At 38.9% G+C, this 16,129-nt stretch carries 16 protein-coding genes; 11 read left to right on the top strand and 5 right to left on the bottom strand.

Annotation, left to right across the window (positions count from 1 at the left end; genetic code table 11):
* Positions 1 to 130 precede the first annotated feature (130 nt).
* From folP to FZF08_RS05440, 5 genes are all read left to right on the top strand, one after another.
* Positions 131 to 994 (top strand): dihydropteroate synthase, encoded by an 864-nt coding sequence (gene folP / locus FZF08_RS05460; protein WP_159467628.1) that lies wholly within the window; start codon positions 131 to 133, stop codon positions 992 to 994.
* 24 nt (positions 995 to 1,018) lie between these two features.
* Complete coding sequence (gene cdaA / locus FZF08_RS05455; protein WP_159467627.1) at positions 1,019 to 1,822, top strand: diadenylate cyclase CdaA; 804 nt, start codon at positions 1,019 to 1,021, stop codon at positions 1,820 to 1,822.
* Positions 1,823 to 1,929: 107 nt separating this feature from the next.
* The gene (rpsT, locus tag FZF08_RS05450) at positions 1,930 to 2,193 is read left to right on the top strand and encodes a 30S ribosomal protein S20 (protein ID WP_159467626.1); all 264 of its coding nucleotides are present in this window, start codon (positions 1,930 to 1,932) and stop codon (positions 2,191 to 2,193) included.
* A 301-nt stretch (positions 2,194 to 2,494) separates the two neighbouring features.
* Positions 2,495 to 3,763, top strand: a complete 1,269-nt coding sequence (locus FZF08_RS05445) for a WD40 repeat domain-containing protein (protein WP_159467625.1) — start codon at positions 2,495 to 2,497, stop codon at positions 3,761 to 3,763.
* Between the two features lie 168 nt (positions 3,764 to 3,931).
* On the top strand, positions 3,932 to 5,545 hold the full coding sequence (locus FZF08_RS05440; RefSeq protein ID WP_159467624.1) for an ABC-F family ATP-binding cassette domain-containing protein: 1,614 nt from the start codon (positions 3,932 to 3,934) through the stop codon (positions 5,543 to 5,545).
* Positions 5,546 to 5,624: 79 nt separating this feature from the next.
* On the opposite strand, the gene FZF08_RS05435 is transcribed toward FZF08_RS05440, so the two are convergent.
* Both FZF08_RS05435 and FZF08_RS05430 read right to left on the bottom strand, forming a co-directional pair.
* A complete protein-coding gene (locus FZF08_RS05435; protein ID WP_159467623.1) occupies positions 5,625 to 6,254 on the bottom strand; it encodes a gluconate 2-dehydrogenase subunit 3 family protein in 630 nt (209 codons plus the stop codon).
* A 36-nt stretch (positions 6,255 to 6,290) separates the two neighbouring features.
* A complete protein-coding gene (locus FZF08_RS05430) occupies positions 6,291 to 8,030 on the bottom strand; it encodes a GMC family oxidoreductase (RefSeq protein ID WP_159467622.1) in 1,740 nt (579 codons plus the stop codon).
* 286 nt (positions 8,031 to 8,316) lie between these two features.
* On the opposite strand from FZF08_RS05430, the gene FZF08_RS05425 reads away from it, so the two are divergent.
* Complete coding sequence (locus tag FZF08_RS05425; protein WP_159467621.1) at positions 8,317 to 9,270, top strand: L-threonylcarbamoyladenylate synthase; 954 nt, start codon at positions 8,317 to 8,319, stop codon at positions 9,268 to 9,270.
* 12 nt (positions 9,271 to 9,282) lie between these two features.
* On the opposite strand, the gene FZF08_RS05420 is transcribed toward FZF08_RS05425, so the two are convergent.
* Positions 9,283 to 10,710: an ATP-dependent RecD-like DNA helicase gene (locus tag FZF08_RS05420; protein WP_159467620.1), complete on the bottom strand. Its 1,428-nt coding sequence runs from the start codon at positions 10,708 to 10,710 to the stop codon at positions 9,283 to 9,285.
* A 140-nt stretch (positions 10,711 to 10,850) separates the two neighbouring features.
* Between FZF08_RS05420 and FZF08_RS05415 the strand changes: the two genes are divergently transcribed.
* From FZF08_RS05415 to coaD, 4 genes are all read left to right on the top strand, one after another.
* Positions 10,851 to 11,291, top strand: a complete 441-nt coding sequence (locus FZF08_RS05415) for a CBS domain-containing protein (protein WP_159467619.1) — start codon at positions 10,851 to 10,853, stop codon at positions 11,289 to 11,291.
* A 145-nt stretch (positions 11,292 to 11,436) separates the two neighbouring features.
* Complete coding sequence (locus FZF08_RS05410; RefSeq protein WP_159467618.1) at positions 11,437 to 11,925, top strand: NUDIX hydrolase; 489 nt, start codon at positions 11,437 to 11,439, stop codon at positions 11,923 to 11,925.
* A 48-nt stretch (positions 11,926 to 11,973) separates the two neighbouring features.
* On the top strand, positions 11,974 to 12,879 hold the full coding sequence (locus FZF08_RS05405) for a DUF3822 family protein (RefSeq protein WP_159467617.1): 906 nt from the start codon (positions 11,974 to 11,976) through the stop codon (positions 12,877 to 12,879).
* 120 nt (positions 12,880 to 12,999) lie between these two features.
* Positions 13,000 to 13,485, top strand: coding sequence for a pantetheine-phosphate adenylyltransferase (coaD, locus tag FZF08_RS05400; protein WP_159467616.1), 486 nt, complete (start codon positions 13,000 to 13,002; stop codon positions 13,483 to 13,485).
* A gap of 76 nt (positions 13,486 to 13,561) precedes the next feature.
* On the opposite strand, the gene FZF08_RS05395 is transcribed toward coaD, so the two are convergent.
* Entirely contained in the window at positions 13,562 to 13,975 is a 414-nt protein-coding gene (locus FZF08_RS05395) for a DUF983 domain-containing protein (protein WP_159467615.1), read from the bottom strand.
* 60 nt (positions 13,976 to 14,035) lie between these two features.
* Positions 14,036 to 14,725, bottom strand: coding sequence for an NUDIX hydrolase (locus FZF08_RS05390; protein WP_159467614.1), 690 nt, complete (start codon positions 14,723 to 14,725; stop codon positions 14,036 to 14,038).
* A 101-nt stretch (positions 14,726 to 14,826) separates the two neighbouring features.
* Here FZF08_RS05390 and FZF08_RS05385 point away from each other — a divergent pair, with 101 nt between their 5' ends.
* Positions 14,827 to 16,128 (top strand): hemolysin family protein, encoded by a 1,302-nt coding sequence (locus tag FZF08_RS05385; protein WP_159467613.1) that lies wholly within the window; start codon positions 14,827 to 14,829, stop codon positions 16,126 to 16,128.
* Position 16,129: the final 1 nt, after the last annotated feature.

Genomic DNA, 16,129 nt, shown 5'->3' with positions numbered 1-16,129 from the left:
GTGTATAATGGCTGAAAATAGTCCTTCAAAGAATACTTTTGTATACCACGATTTCTGTTTTAAAATTATAAACTTTTGTGGTAGTCCAGAATTAAGAAATCACGTATAAGAATAACAAATATCAGCTGCTATGGCGCAAGTTAGTAAAAAAACGATCAAAATTAAGGGACGTTTGCTGGATCTATCCCTGCCGCGTGTCATGGGTATTTTAAATATTACGCCTGATTCTTTTTATTCAGACAGCCGAATGACTTCCATGGATGAGGTTATGGAACGGGCAGAAATCATGCAAAACGATGGCGCTACCTTCATAGACATTGGAGGATATTCTACACGGCCCGGAGCAAAAGAAATAAGTATAAGTGAGGAAGCAGACAGGGTTTTACCCGTTATTGAAGCACTCAATAAGTATTTTCCTGATCTTATAATTTCTATTGATACCTTTCGTTCAGAAGTGGCAAGGCAGTCTATAGGTAGTGGTGCACATGTTATTAATGATGTCGCCGGGGGGATTCTGGATGATGCTATGTTTGATACCGTGGCTGAATTGGGTGTGCCATATATATTGATGCACATGAGAGGAACTCCGCAAACCATGAGTAAGCTCACTGAGTATAATTTCCTGATTCCGGAGATTATGGCAGAATTAGCAGCAAAACTGATTAATTTACGTCATAAGGGCATTTCGGATGTTATTATAGATCCTGGATTTGGTTTTGCCAAGACTACCGCCCAAAATTTTGAGCTGATGAAAAATCTTTCGGAATTTCATCAACTTGGCTGCCCGGTTTTAGTAGGAATTTCCAGGAAAGGGATGATATACAATACGTTGAATATACCGGCGAAGGAAGCTTTGGGGGGAACAACGGTTTTGAATACAATTTCTCTTCAGCAGGGAGCGGCGATTATACGTGTTCATGATGTAAAACCTGCGGTTGAAGCAGTAAAACTATGGATGGCAACTAGTGGCGTGAACGAAAAAATAGTAATTTAGTCGCGAAATAATATTGAGTTTCTTATGCGTGTTGGTTTTTTAAATGTTAACTGGACTGATATTCTGGATGTTTTTCTGGTATCGATACTTCTTTATCAGATTTATTTTCTGGTACGAGGAAGTATAGCGAGCCGGGTATTTTTAGGTTATTTATTTGTATATGTGTTTTACCTGGTCGTTAAAGGCTTGGGTTTGGGTTTGCTCACGGCCATTTTACAGTATTTCATGGGAGTTGGAGCAGTGGCACTTATTGTAATTTTCCAACAGGAAATTCGCCGTTTTTTATTGATTATAGGGAAGTCGACGATTTACACGAATAACGAATTTTTAAAAAAGATTCTGGGAAGTACAGTGCTTGACCTGAAAAACAAAAACCTTAGAGAAATTGTTGACGCAAGCAAAACCATTGCTTCTAATTTTAATGGAGCGCTGATCGTATTAAACAAGAGGGATGATCTTGGGAAATTCATTGAAACCGGTGAATTATTGGATGCACGTGTATCAAAACCATTAATTGTTTCACTTTTTAATCAGTATAGTGAATTACATGATGGTGCCGTAGTTATCGTAGATGGACGGCTAAAAGCAGCACGCTGTGTATTGCCAGTTGCTGACGGCGTGGATGTACCATCGTCGCTGGGATTTCGTCACCGGGCTGCCATGGGCATGAGTGAAGCTACTGATGCTGTGGTGATTGTGATTTCAGAACAAACCGGTAAGATATCACTAGCCGTGGAAGGAGAGTTATTAGGAAATATTCCTTTGGCTGAGCTGGAAAACCGTTTGTCAGAGTATTTGTCATCCGATGTGCAACGGTTGGTTCAATAGAAATAACGTATATGTTAAATATATTTACTACTTAAGTTGCGTTTTTAATATCATATACCTATTTTTGCAGACCGATTCCAAGAATTGAAAAATATCATTATTATAAAATGGCAAATCATAAATCAGCATTAAAAAGAATTCGTGCCAACGAAACAAAGCGTTTGCGTAACCGTTATCAGCACAAAACCACTCGTTCTTACGTTAAGAAATTGAGAGAAACAACTGACAAAACTGTTGCAGTAGATGTTTTCAAAACTGTTTCTTCTATGTTAGATCGTTTGGCTAAGAAAAACATCATCCATAAGAAAAAAGCGTCTAACCAAAAATCAAAATTAGCTAAATTGGTTAATTCATTGGCGGTAGCAGCGTAAGCAGCTTTTACTATGATTTTTGCCCTGATAGTATTACTATCAGGGCTTTCTGTTATATGGCTGTTTGTATTGTAAATTTTAGAATTATTTGAATTAATCTTTCATGTGTTTACGCTTAGAAATCATTCAGTGAAAATGAGTTGTCAAACAAGAGTAAATTCTTGTATATTAAAAGTTTTATGTCCTATATTGCGATCTTATAAAATATGTTTTAGCCTGTTTTGAGGGGCTGGGAGGTTTATTTTATAATAAGATGTATTATATTTTATTAAAACTCAATTATCTAAACTTATCTTTTTCTATGAAAAAAGTCGTATTATTTGCCGGTTTTGCAGCTTTGGGAGTGCTTCCTGCCGCTGCTCAATCGCCTGTTAACTTTAACGCCCGTGGCCTTGTGGTTGTTTCTGATGCGGATATGTCTGCCTCGGCGCTTGTTGATGGAAAGCTATTAAGAGACAACACAGCAAAAGATGTTTTGACATCCATTAAGTTTCCAGTGGAAAGAGGCAGTAAATCTGTCGGGACGGCGCTTGTTTCAAACTCGCTGTTGGGATCGGCCAAAACATTAGCAGTTCCTGCAACTGGCGGATTGGCTTATGTTTTGGAAAGCCGCTTACGACCAGAAGATGGTGTGGCGGAGTACAAGGATGTGGTAGCAGAGCTACCAGCAGGTGAAAAATTGTATGTGGTAGACATTGCTAATATAGCAGCTCCAAAAGCAAAATTTGGTTATGCGGTTGGCAGGTTTCCAACATCGATCGATATTAATAAGAATGAATTGATCATTTCCACTTTGCAGTCTGGTAAAGAACTGGTATTTATTGAGTCAGCACCGGATGGAAAACCTGCTAGATTCCTAAACTTACCTTTCGGCCAGGATTCTGCAAATAGAATTATTGATATTTCTTGGCATCCATCAGGTGACTTTATTGCTTTTACGCTAACTTCACATGAAGTCGGTTTATATAAAGTTCTTAGAGAAGCAGGTAAATTGAAAAATGTAGAGTTGGTTGGAAAGTCAATAAAAGTGGGAGTAGAGCCTACCACAGGTAAATTCTCACCTGATGGAAAACATTACTTTGTGCTTGATGCAAAGGCAGCTGCGGGTAAAGGAACCGCAGAAGGAGAAATGTTTGTCGTTGACTTTTCGATGGATGGATCGACAGAACATAAGATTGCAGGGAATGTTGGCGTTGGTGTAAATACCTCTTCTTTCGCAATTAGCCCGGATGGAAGCAGTATCGTTGCAGTTAATTCCGGAAAGAGCGGATTACCATGGAGTGAGGCAGGATCGGCACATGGAAGTTCTTTAACACTTTTGAAAATTGCCAATGGTGTCCCTTCGAAGGTTGCAGATTATCCATTTGAAGGAATTTTTCCTACAAACGCCGCATTTGACAAAGATGGCTCAAACCTTGCTGTTTCCGTGTACGAATATCAAGAGTACGGTAATGGAACAGGAGGTATTGAATTTTGGACGATGACAAAAGGTGATTCACTCTCGCTTAAAAAACAGGCCGGAAAAGTGAGTATTGGGAAAGGAGCTCACACGATGCGTGTGATCCAATAATGAATTGATTTAAAACTTTAACTAAAAGGGGCCGGTTTGTAAATCGGCCTCTTTTGCTTTTAGAAGTAGATTAAACCAGAAGTAACTTGGGAATCTCTTCATAGAGGCTTAAAAATCCCTCTAATTTTTGTATTTTTGCACTTTCATTCATAAAAAATCAGTTTTAAGATGATTACGGTTCAGAACGTATCCTTGCGGTACGGCAAAAGGGTGTTGTTTGATGAAGTAAATATAAAGTTTGTACCTGGAAACTGTTATGGTATTATTGGCGCAAACGGAGCAGGTAAATCAACATTTTTGAAAATTCTTTCAGGCGAAATCGAAGCTCAAACGGGTTTGATTAGCATGAATCCCGGAGAACGGATGACTTTCCTGAAACAGGATCAGTTTGAGTTTGACGCATATACAGCCATGGATACTGTGATTTTGGGACATGAACGTCTTTATAAAATCATGAAAGAGCGTGAAGCGATTTATGAAAAAGAAGATTTCACAGATGCTGACGGTGAAAAAGCGGCAGACCTTGAAGCTGAATTTGCTGATTTGAATGGTTGGGAGGCAGAAACCGAGGCTGCACAATTATTGAGTGGTTTGGGAATTGGGGAAGATGCCCACAATACGCTCATGGGAGATTTGAATGTGAATTTAAAAGTTCGTGTTCTTTTGGCGCAAGCACTTTTTGGAAATCCGGACGTTCTTTTATTAGATGAGCCAACCAACAACCTTGACGTTGAAATGGTGTTGTGGCTTGAAAATTTCCTGGCTGATTTCAAAAATACGGTGATTGTTGTATCTCACGACAGGCACTTTCTGGATGAAGTTTGTACGCATATTGTCGATATCGATTTTAGTAAAGTGCAAATGTTCTCGGGTAACTATTCTTTCTGGTATGAATCGAGCCAGTTGGCTATGAAACAGCGCCAGGATCAGAATAAAAAATCTGACGATAAGCGGAAAGAACTTGAAGAGTTTATTAGACGTTTCAGTGCCAATGCATCGAAATCAAAGCAGGCAACTTCGCGTCAGAAGCTACTTGAAAAAATTACAATTGAAGATATAAAACCTTCGTCACGTAAATATCCTTATATCGCATTCAAATCGGAACGCGAAGTTGGTGATCAAATTTTGACAGTAGACGGATTGTCTAAAACCACTGAGGATGGACTGAAATTATTCAGTAACATGAATTTCAGTGTTAATAAGGGAGATAAAATTGCTTTTGTAAGTCGTAACACATTATCAATCAGTGCATTTTTTGATATTTTAAACGGCGAACAAAAAGCAGATAAAGGAACTTTCAATTGGGGAGTTACGATTACCAAGTCATACTTTACCAAAGATCCAACGTCGTTTTTTGATGTAGATTTGAATCTGGTTGATTGGTTACGTCAGTATTCAGAAGAAAAAGATGAGAGTTTTATCCGCGGATTTTTGGGCCGTATGCTTTTCTCCGGAGAAGAATCCCTTAAAAAGGCGAAGGTACTTTCAGGAGGTGAAAAGGTTCGTTGTATGTTGTCACGCACCATGCTTTCGGGTTCAAATGCATTGATCATGGATGACCCGACCAACCACTTGGATCTTGAATCGATCACAGCACTAAATAATGGATTGATTGATTTCTCTGGCTGTTTGTTGTTCTATTCTCATGATCACCAGTTTGTTCATACCATAGCAAACCGGATTATAGAAATCGGACCCAAAGGTATTCTTGATAAGCTAATGCCTTATGATGATTTCTTAAAAGACGAAACTGTAAAAGCACAACGCAACGCGCTATATTAGTAACAGAATTTAATAAAATGAAAGAGGTCATCGGCGTTTGCTGATGACCTCTTTCTGTTACTCCTATAAATTCCACTTTCTAGGCAAATCCATATTGTTTTAATACGTCTTCCGGCGGACCGGCCCAAATATTTGGCGTATTTCCTACGTACCCAATATCATCCACACCAATTCTGGTCGTATAAAAACCTGAGGCCGTTAAATTACGCATAAGATTAAAAAAAGCAACACCCTGACTGAAAACTGGCTTAGCTTTTTCAGGATATGCTATATCGTCAACGATCTGAATCTGTTGGGCCTTCGTACAAAGCGTAAATATTTTTTTGAAACGCTTGTTAGATTCAAGGTCGAGCCAGGATAATCCACCCCTCATTGGTGTTTGATGCTGAGGCATATCTTTTACGATAAATTCAATAAATGCCGGCACGCCAGCATCAGAAGCACTGCCCGATTTTGCATCGGCTGGGATAATGATATCGGCCAAAACTTTTATAGTAGCCAGTTCCGGTACTGTGAAAAATTTCTCTTTCATCAATTGTGCATCACGGATGGCTTCCTCTTTCTGACGACCTCCCGGTATTTTAAGCGGAACTTCCGGCGGTAATGCGGCTTCCACTTCTCTTGCTTCTGCCAGTGACTCCTGCGGATTGAGAGCCGCGAAACCAAGGGAGCTCAGCGTTAATGCTTTTAATGATTCTCTGCGTTTCATTTTTATATAATTTGAATCAGCCTGAGCCGACAGTTATTATAAATTCTTTTGTTTGATCTGCTCAATAATGTGATCAGAGGCTCTCCATGAAAGTGCAAGGATAGTCCAGGTTGGATTTTTATCCGCTTGCGAAACAAACGAGCCACCATCTACTACATATACATTTTTCGCATCATGAGCCTGCGAAAATTTGTTTAAAGCAGAGGTTTTTTTATCATCACCCATACGAACCGTTCCCACTTCGTGAATGATACGGCCGGGAGCTGCAATACCGTAATTGGTATCCGCGCCAGGTTTTGTTCCCATCGCAACGCCACCCAAAGCATGTATCATTTCTTCAAATGTATCATGCATGTGTTTTGCCTGCTTGATTTCATAATCCGTCCAGTTGTAGTTGAAACGAAGAACCGGGATACCATATTTATCAACAACATTTGGATCGATTTCACAATAATTATTAATATTTGGAACCGCTTCACCACGGCCGGCCATACCAACATAAGCACCATAGAAACGACGATAATCTTCTTTAAGTGAAGCCCCGTAACCTCCTGCGGGTTTGGTTGTTCCGTTCGCAGTCGGGTATTTTCCGTTCATTCCTTCAATACCAGAACCGAAACCGTAACTAGGCATTCCCATTCCACCACCGTATTCAATATGGTAACCTCTTGGGAAATCCAGTTTTTTGTTGTCGAGCCACCAGGGTGTATAAACGTGCATTCCGCCCACTCCATCTTCGTTGTAACGTTTACGATCCATTAAATGAGGAAGGAATGCACTTCTTGAAGCTCCTGTTGAATCGTGAAGATATTTCCCTACGACACCGCTTGAATTCGCTAAGCCGCCTTCATGATTGTCTGATTTTGAGTTTAAAAGTAAACGCGCAGATTCCCCTGCACTTGCAGCTAAAACAACAACTTTTCCTTTTATAGTATGTTCCGTCAGTTTATTACGATCTACATAAGAAACGCCTGTTGCCAAGCCCGTTTTAGGGTCTGTAAGGATTTCTCTTGCCATCGCATTGTTGATCAGCGTTACATTTCCTGTTTTCATCGCTGGAATTACCAGAACGGATGAAGCTGAGAAATCCGCATATGCCTGACATGAACGACCGCACTGGCTGCAATAAAAACATACTCCACGCTGGTCGTTGATCGGTTTTGTAAGGATCGAAAGACGGGATGGAATTACCGGAATATTAGCAGCTTTTCCTGCTTTTTTAAGGAAAAGTTCATGAAGACGCGGAGCAGGAGGAGGAAGGAAAATTCCATCCGGCTCGTTGTGAATATTTTCAATCGTGCCAAAAACACCGATTAATTTATCAACCTGATCGTAATATGGTTTTACATCATCATAACCGATTGGCCAGTCATCTCCAAGTCCGTCAATGCTGTGACGTTTAAAATCATTTGGTCCGAAACGAAGTGAAATGCGCCCCCAGTGATTGGTACGTCCACCCAGCATACGGGAACGAAACCAGTCAAATTTTGTACCGTTTTTATGTGTGTAAGGCTCTCCATCCAGTTCCCATCCTCCCCATGCAGCATCAAAATCGCCAAACGGGCGAGTGGTGCTTGCGCCACGGCGGGGAGACTCCCACGGCCATTTTAATTGCGTAATATATTTAGGATCAGCCGGATCAAAATATCCGCCTGCTTCCAGAAGAGCTACTTTCGCACCAGCCTTTGCTAGCTGATAAGCGGCCATTCCACCTCCCGCTCCTGAGCCGATTATGACGACATCAAAAACAGCAGGTTGTTCTTTAATTTGGAACATAATAAAGGTATGATTTAGAAAATACTATTTATTCAATAAATATAAACATGGAAAAGATAACCGTCTCCGTTAAAAGTCATTTTGAAGTTAATTTAAAACGAATCTAAATGATATGGCGGAAAGCTTTAATACTTCGGTTCTTTATCAGCAAAAACGTTTTTGCAAATCCAGATAAATTATACATAACCAAAAATAATAATACTCGAATTTAATCAATTTGGACCTCTTAAACGTGTAATAAAAACGATTTTGATACCTTTGTATTCTAAAAAATAAGAATAATATTTTGGCTATCATTGGAAAAGACATTCGTCTTGCAAAAGAATTTTTACAAAAGGGGCAGCTGGTCGGGATTCCTACCGAAACCGTTTACGGTCTGGCAGGAAATGCATTGGATGAAAAGGTAGTTCTATCAATTTTTGAGACGAAAAACCGTCCTTCATTTGATCCTTTAATTGTTCATACTGATTCTGTTGAAAAACTATCCGATCTCGTTTCAGAAATCCCTGACGCAGCTTACAAGTTATCACAAACATTCTGGCCAGGTCCTTTAACATTATTATTGCCCAAAAAAACTTCAATTCCGGATTTGGTTACTTCCGGACTTGATACCGTCGCAGTAAGAATTCCAAACCACCCGCTAACACTTGAATTGCTTCGCGCGCTGGATTTTCCACTGGCAGCGCCTAGTGCAAATCCATTTGGATATATAAGTCCTACAAATGCACAACATGTTGATCAGCAGTTAGGTGAAAAAATTCCTTACATTCTTGATGGTGGTGAATGCGGAATTGGTATTGAATCAACGATTATTGGTTTTATTGATGGCGTTCCTACTATTTATAGATTAGGTGGATTAGCCATTGAGGACATTGAAAGCGTAGTTGGAGAGGTTGCATTAATGGCGCACTCATCCTCAAATCCGCAAGCGCCGGGTATGTTGAAAAGTCACTATGCGCCTAAAAAACCGTTTTTTTTAACAAATAGAAACAATTTCCCAGTCTACGAAGATGATTTTGGGTATCTTCTTTTTGATAAATTTATAGAAGGTATTGATAAAAAAAATCAAAAAATTTTAAGTCCAACTGGAAATTTGAAAGAAGCCGCACATAACTTATTCGCTTATTTAAGAGCATTAGATGCGCTATCATTGAGCCAGATCTGGGCAGAGCCGGTTCAGGATATTGATTTAGGAAAGGCAATAAATGATCGTTTAAAAAGAGCAGCTGCTGTTGATTAATCCGGATTTTTCTTATTTGAAAAAATAAGAATGAAAGTTCATTAGAAAAACTTCGTCAGTAGCACGAGTTATTGCAGTGTATAACCAGCGAATAAATTCATTGTTGATCTGCTCTTCGGGTAAATATCCCTGATCGATAAAAACAGCACTCCACTGGCCACCCTGTGCCTTATGACAGGTAAGCGCATAGGAAAATTTTACCTGCAACGCATTTAAGTAAGGATCTTTTCGCAAAGCTTCGGATCTTTCCTTTTTTGAGGTGATATAAAAATAATCCGCCAAAACGCTGTCGTATAACTTTCTATTATCCTCAGAAGATAAGGAAGGAGAGGCTGAATGCAGCGTATCCAACATTATTTTGGCATCAAATTCAGGCTGTTTTTCATAATCTGTCAATCTCAAAATAACGTCTGCAAAGCGGAAGCCATGGATTTCCTGCGTTTTTTTAATCTTTAATAATTCTACAAAATCTCCGTTGGCAATAAAACCTGCCGGTGAATCTTCATCCAAAACAGAATAATTATTTCTTACAACCATGAGCCGGTCGCCAGCATCCAGTTCTTCCTCTGAAAAGTTAATGGACCGGCGGATATATTCATTATATTGAACAGCCGATTTGTTAGAACGCGTCAGAATAATAGTGTTTTCCTGTCCATATTTATCAAAAGCATAACGCAAACCTTCTTCGAGTCTTTCTCCTGTCATCCGGAAAGTATCGCGGTAGGATTTAGTAATAATATTGACCGTTGGTTTTTCTTCACGCAACTGATCGCGTAGTTCTGTTGCATTAAATAATATTCCTGATTGTTCATCCTGGCGCATTACCTCCGTCAGTTCTTCTTCAAAAACAGACATATAGAATGTTCTTTCAAGGTAAAGTTTATCCAGCGCTGGGCTCAAATCCTTACCAACCGGCGGAAGTTGAGCCACATCACCGATCAGCATCAGTTTATTTCCGGGATTTTCAAACACAAATTCAATCAGATCTGCAAGCAAACTTCTGTTACCAAATTCCGCATCATCACTGATCATGGATGCCTCATCGATAATGAAAAGTGTATTGTCGTGATAATTTTTTTGCCTTTGGAAAGTCAGGTTTCCTGAAAAAGCATCGGAGGTTTGCTTATATATTTTCTTATGAATTGTCAGCGCGATTTTCTCCGAATAATTGGACATTACTTTGGCCGCACGACCCGTTGGAGCTAGCAAAACAGATTTATATCCGTAATTTTTCAGTACTTTAATCAACGTACTTATAATCGTCGTTTTTCCCGTTCCGGCATATCCTTTAAGCAGAAAACAATCTCGGTAACGTTCCAGACCACTTTCCTCAATTAAAAAATCATCCGTTTTTGCAAAAAAGCGCAGCTGGCCTTTGGTTGGCCTGAAAGGAAATTTTTTAACTAAACTTTGTGACGGTAATATTTGGCCTGATTCCATGGATACGAAACTACTGGATGAAACTCAATTATCAAAGTCGACATTCAGTAACAAAAATAAACCTTGATTTTATTGCACTTTTTCATAGTATTTCATATATTAGTTTTCGAGTTTATCCATAAACTATAATCGGAACGTCTATGCAAGTATACCAAGTGCTCGCCAACAAGTCTATTGACGCTATTTTCTCTATCACAAAAGAGACAACTGTATTCCACGCCTTAGAGCTGATGGCCGAAAAAAACATCGGTGCTGTACTGGTTCTTGAGGAAGGGGTGCTTATAGGAATATTTTCTGAACGTGACTATGCCCGCAAAGTGATTCTGTTAGGGCGAGCGTCGCGTGATACCCTTGTTGAGGAAGTTATGACCAGCCGCGTGATAACGGTTGAAACAGACCAGAAAATTGAGGATTGTATGCAAATTATGTCTGACAAACATATCCGCCATCTTCCCGTAAACAGAAAAGGAGAACTTGTTGGTATCATCTCTATTAATGATATCGTCTCTGCTATCATTCGCGAACAAAAAGCCCATATCAAATCTCTGGAAGGATATATTTCCGGTACACCTTACGGCTGAAATATTCAGCTAATCAAATAATTTTTTTATAAATCTCTGTTAGTCAGTTATCAGTACTAGCAGAGATTTGTTGTGTCAAATAAAAGGAATAACTTGTCATTTTTGACAGGTTGGGTATCTTTGTTCTATTCCTAAAATAGCAGCATTGGACGCAGAGAAAAACGAATTAATAACATTATACGGAAGCCGGGTTAGAATTCGTGTATGCGGAATCTGTATAAGTGACGGTCAGATTTTGATGATCAGACACCGGTTTGTTGGAAATGAAAATATCTTTTGGAGTCCGCCTGGTGGTGGTATACAATTTGGAGAAAGTGCTCAGGAAACGTTGAGAAGAGAATTCCTGGAAGAAACCGGGTTAGTGGTTGAAGCGGGAGAGATGCTTTTTGTAAATGAATTTATTGAGCCCCCTTTACATGCCGTTGAGCTTTTTTTTCAAATTAAAACTTTTTCAGGATCTGTTAGGACTGGTCAGGATCCGGAATTTTCGGAGGCAAATCAAATTATTCAGGAAGTACGATTTATGTCAATGCAAGAAATTAAGAAGCTTCCTGTCAATCATGTTCACAGTTTATTCAGAAATTTTGACACAATTGATAGCGTTATGGCTTTGAGGGGTTATATTGGAAAATAAGATTAAGCCTTACATTTTATAAATTACAAAATACTTTAACATCATATTGTGGCACAAATTGAGAACCAGACAATTGAAGTAATTCCTACCCTTTTGGTGGGGGATAATTCATTTGATGCAGATGCAATACCGTTTTGTACGTTATGCATTGAGGTGGATGACAGGCGTATACGTTTTTGTATCGTCAGGGATGAGAAAATGGAATGCATCTGGATCGAAGATTATAATTTTGACGTTGTTTTGAGTCAGGAAGAAGTTTTTGACCGATTGAAAAAGATCTTTACCGGACATTTGCTCTGGTCTTCAAATCACTGGAAAAATGTAAGAATTGCAATTAACTCTCACGCATTCAGTTTAATACCTAGTTTGATATTCGAAAAAGATTCTGCTCCTAGTTATTTAGAATTTGCCCTTGGCCATCCTGTAAATGAGGATGAAAGAGTTCTTTATCATGAATTGCCTCTGGTACATGCCAATAATGTTTTCAGTATTCCCAAGGTTTGGTACAATTGGATGGTAACTCATTTTGAGTCGTCTGATTTATCTTTTTATCACCTTACGAGTCCTTTAATTATTGGCGCACTGGTAAGCCATGCAGAACATCAGGAAATAAAAGTTGTGTCCGTATTTCTTGAAAAAGGATATTTTACGCTTGTGGTAACAGAAAGTGAGCAGTTGATTTTGTGTAATCGTTTCAAATTTTCACAGCCTCAGGAACTGGCTTATATAATTTTGTTCGCCTTAAATGAGTTAAATTTTTCTCCGGAAGAAATGAAAGTGTTGTGTTATGGTGAAGTAAGTCCATTGTCTGAAAACTATGTCGAACTTGGGCGTTTCTTCCCAAATATTCAAATAGGAACCGGCCCGACCACGCTTCGATACAGCACCCATTGCGGAGATATTCCGGGGCATCGATATTTTGGACTGTTCAATACCTATCTGGTATCTTCCTGAAAAATGAAAGTAATTCTAAGTTAGAAAATAATTAAGATTGCTTGATATAATGTTTCATCCTGCTTATTTCAGTATTATCGCATCTGAATTAAAGGATACCTTTCTTTTTTATTTGAATGTATGAAGCGAATAGCGCTATTTCCCGGATCTTTTGATCCTTTTACGAAAGGTCATGAAGATATCATATTACGTGGCCTGAGGCTTTTCGATGAAGTGGTTGTGGGTATTGGAAATAATTCCAGTAAACAGCGCTATTTTCCTCTTGATGTGATGAAAGAGCTGATTGAAAAGACTTTTGAAAAAGAAAAAAATGTCAGTGTAATCACTTATAACGATCTGACAGCACGGGTTGCCAGGGAAATAGGGGCGAAGTTTTTGTTAAGAGGGCTGAGAAATACGACTGATTTTGAATATGAAAATGGTATAGCGCAAGTGAACCGTTTTGTTTATGAAGAAATTGAAACCGTATTTTTAATTACGTCTCCGAATCTTGCTCCGATCAGTTCAAGCATTATCAGAGACCTGCACAGATATGGACAAGGCGTGGATGATTTTCTTCCGTATTCTTTATCGGAACTTAACAGACTGAGAGAGAAAAATAGTTAGATATCTAATATTAATGGTAAGAGCCCGATGACGTAAATTAGAACTTATTTCATCGGGCTCTCTTTTTGAAAATTTTCTATTGGGCTTTTTCTAAATCCTTAATTTCTTTGGCGATTTTGGCTTTTGCCGGATCGTACTTTACGAAAATATTGATCCAAATCAACCGGGCCAGCCTGAACATAACTGGTATCAGGATGACATAAGAAATTAAAAGTCCGGCAAGTACATAATTCATATCATAATCCAGAATCACTACAAAACTCACAAAAACAGTGACCATTAGCGCAGTGGAAAGTGCATAACTTACGTACATTGAACCGATATAAAATCCTGGTTCTCTCGTAAAGGATTCTTTACAATACGCACATTCGTCATTGAGCTTGTCGAATTTCTTTAAATTGTAAGGATTATTAGTTTTAAAGAAAGCACCCGTCTGACATCTTGGACAGGTGTTGGTGAAAATGCTGTATAATTTGGTTCCCTTAAACATGGAATTTCGGACGAGTGAATAATGAAAACTGAGGTATAAAAATCTATACCTCAGCTTCAATTATTGTTCCCTAAGATTTTGAATTTTCTTTAAACTGTCAACAACATAACGAATCGAACTGAATGAATTGATCAGAATTGACTTCGCTTCTGTTGGTGAATACCATTCCAGTTTTTCAATTTGCTCTTCCGCCTGAGGCTGCATATTGGAGTCGTCAAGACAATCAAAAAGATACCATTTTGTCCTTTTCAATATCCGGTTGTTGTTCATTGTGTAGGTGTGCCATGTGGTACAAATTTTATCGCGTACCAATGCTTTCACACCCGTTTCTTCTTCAATTTCCCGAACTGCTGCTTTTTTAGAGTTCTCTCCCTTATCTAATTTCCCTTTTGGTAAATCCCATTTTTTACGTCTGAACATGAAAAGCCATTTGTCTCCTTTCACAACAACTCCACCTGCGGCTTTGATGACTTTGTACATACTTTTAACCTTATCTTCCACTTCTGCCTTCTCGCGTGTAGCCAGCGTGACAGATAACATTTCTTTTGGAAGTTCTTTTTCAAGTAAGCTAATTGCCTGAATAGCAGACGTTGAAGTGACATTCAGGAAAAGTACATGTCCGGTAAACATAGTCTTTTGCAGCTTCTCCAATCTAAGATCAACGATGTGGTCAAAGGCTGATGTTTCGGCTGTTGTTAATTCATTTGTCCGTACTATTCGGAAGGGACGGTCGTCGAAAAAAATAATCATTTGATGTAGGTACGGATGTCGATCAGCAAAATTAAGTAAAGAGTTTAGTTTAGACAGTGATTATTATTGATAAATTTGCAGTAATAATAAATAATAATTTCTTGGAACTCCTTATAATTTTACTTTTAGTGCTTCTCAATGGTATTTTTTCCATGTCTGAGATAGCACTGGTATCCTCCAGAAAATCCCGACTTGAGGCGGCAGCCCGCAATGGAGATTCGAGTGCCAAGGCGGCTCTGAACTTAGCCAATTCTCCCACGAGATTTCTTTCGACCGTTCAGATAGGTATTACCTTGATCGGGCTTTTGACAGGTATGTATAGTGGCGACAACATCACATCGGATTTTGAAAAAGTAATTGCGACCATTCCTGTTCTTTTGCCATATAGCCACACTTTGGCCGTCGGTACAGTTCTTGTCTTTATCACATATCTTTCTCTTGTTCTTGGTGAGCTGGTTCCGAAAAGAATCGGTATGGCCAATCCTGAGGCGATTTCAAAATTCATGGCCAGGCCCATGAATATCATTTCGGTAGCAACCGCACCTTTTATTTCCCTACTCGGTTTTTCCAGCGATTTGATCATTCGTTTGCTTAATATCAAACAAAGTGAAAATTCTGTAACGGAAGAAGAAATCAAGAGTTTGATCCAGGAAGGAACTACGGGTGGCGTTTTTGAAGAAATTGAACAGGAAATTGTTCATAATGTTTTTCAATTAGGGGATAGAAAAATAACCTCGCTGATGACAAACCGCCAGGAAATTGTCTGGCTTGATATTGAAGATACAGTTGAAGAAAACAAAGCCAAAGTCCTTGAATCCAGGCATTCCGTATATCCGGTTTGTAGGGATACCGTGGATGACGTTGTAGGATTGATCTATATTAAAGATTTACTGGCAACGGACCTGGAAGTTCAACTGGCCGATCTGACAGATATTTTGAAAGATCCGGTTTACCTTCCTGAAAGTAACAGAGCATATCAGGCACTTGAAAAATTCAAAGAGCAGAAAGTCTATTTCGGGATTATTGTGGATGAATACGGCGGTTTATTAGGCGTCGTCACCATGCACGATATTATGGACGCTTTGGTAGGAAATATTTCCGAGGAAGACGAAGAAGATTCTGAAATTATCCAAAGAGAAGATGGAAGTTATCTTATCGATGCACAGTTGCCCTTTGATAATTTTATTCAGTATTTTGATCTCAGCATGCAGGAATCTGAGCGTAAAGAATTTGTCGGATTTAATACATTAGGAGGATTTGTGCTTCATGTACTGGAAAATATTCCGAAAACGGGTGAGACATTTAAATGGAAACACTTTGATTTTGAAGTGATTGACATGGATAAAAGCAGAATAGATAAATTATTGGTTACTAATAATAAGAAAGACGATTCAAAAGACTAAA

The sequence above is a fragment of the Dyadobacter sp. 3J3 genome, assembly GCF_009801115.1.
GTDB lineage: Bacteria > Bacteroidota > Bacteroidia > Cytophagales > Spirosomataceae > Dyadobacter.
This window is presented reverse-complemented; position numbering and strand designations above follow the sequence as displayed.

Bases quoted from the DNA above. Each gene is read 5' to 3' on its own strand.
- folP (WP_159467628.1), top strand. From the start codon at position 131: ATGGCGCAAGTTAGTAAAAAAACGATCAAAATTAAGGGACGTTTGCTG.
- cdaA (WP_159467627.1), top strand. From the start codon at position 1,019: ATGCGTGTTGGTTTTTTAAATGTTAACTGGACTGATATTCTGGATGTT.
- rpsT (WP_159467626.1), top strand. From the start codon at position 1,930: ATGGCAAATCATAAATCAGCATTAAAAAGAATTCGTGCCAACGAAACA.
- FZF08_RS05445 (WP_159467625.1), top strand. From the start codon at position 2,495: ATGAAAAAAGTCGTATTATTTGCCGGTTTTGCAGCTTTGGGAGTGCTT.
- FZF08_RS05440 (WP_159467624.1), top strand. From the start codon at position 3,932: ATGATTACGGTTCAGAACGTATCCTTGCGGTACGGCAAAAGGGTGTTG.
- FZF08_RS05435 (WP_159467623.1), bottom strand. From the start codon at position 6,254: ATGAAACGCAGAGAATCATTAAAAGCATTAACGCTGAGCTCCCTTGGT.
- FZF08_RS05430 (WP_159467622.1), bottom strand. From the start codon at position 8,030: ATGTTCCAAATTAAAGAACAACCTGCTGTTTTTGATGTCGTCATAATC.
- FZF08_RS05420 (WP_159467620.1), bottom strand. From the start codon at position 10,710: ATGGAATCAGGCCAAATATTACCGTCACAAAGTTTAGTTAAAAAATTT.
- FZF08_RS05415 (WP_159467619.1), top strand. From the start codon at position 10,851: ATGCAAGTATACCAAGTGCTCGCCAACAAGTCTATTGACGCTATTTTC.
- coaD (WP_159467616.1), top strand. From the start codon at position 13,000: ATGAAGCGAATAGCGCTATTTCCCGGATCTTTTGATCCTTTTACGAAA.
- FZF08_RS05395 (WP_159467615.1), bottom strand. From the start codon at position 13,975: ATGTTTAAGGGAACCAAATTATACAGCATTTTCACCAACACCTGTCCA.
- FZF08_RS05390 (WP_159467614.1), bottom strand. From the start codon at position 14,725: ATGATTATTTTTTTCGACGACCGTCCCTTCCGAATAGTACGGACAAAT.